1 rRNA gene is annotated in these 504 nt (G+C 28.6%); it reads right to left on the reverse strand.

The features are described 5' to 3' along the window. Positions 1-291: 291 nt before the first annotated feature. A 5S ribosomal RNA gene (rrf, locus tag RR062_06295) occupies positions 292-407 on the reverse strand. Positions 408-504: the final 97 nt, after the last annotated feature.

Genomic DNA, 504 nt, shown 5'->3' on the forward strand with positions numbered 1-504 from the left:
TATACACGTACTTACTGGTTGTTGCACTTGTAAGCGCCTTTTTAAATATTGTATAAAACTTTAAGACTTCATATTTTTTTAAGCAAATATATATTATTGTTTATTTTATAAAAAATATCATTATCTTTATTGTCTTTTCTATATTTATTCTAAATTTCTATACTACTCTTTATACTTTTTTAATTTTTATAGTATTAAGTTTAGTTATAGTCTTATATTTTTAAAAGATTGCTTTAAAAAAACTATATATTTTTAGACATAAAAAAAGCAACCAGTGGTTGCTTTAATTGAAAACGGCATCGTCCTAATCTCCCGGCACGTCGCCATGCAAGTACAATCGGCCCTGAGGAGCTTAACTTCTGTGTTCGGTATGAGAACAGGTGGACCCCCTCGGCATTAACACCGTTAATTGTATAATAACGCATTACTGCGATAATTATTGTATTTATTAACACCACTTATTATATAGAATATAATTCAGTATGTCAAGTGTTTTCACACACT

Source organism: Clostridia bacterium (assembly GCA_036654455.1).
Lineage (GTDB): Bacteria > Bacillota > Clostridia > Christensenellales > CAG-314 > JAVVRZ01.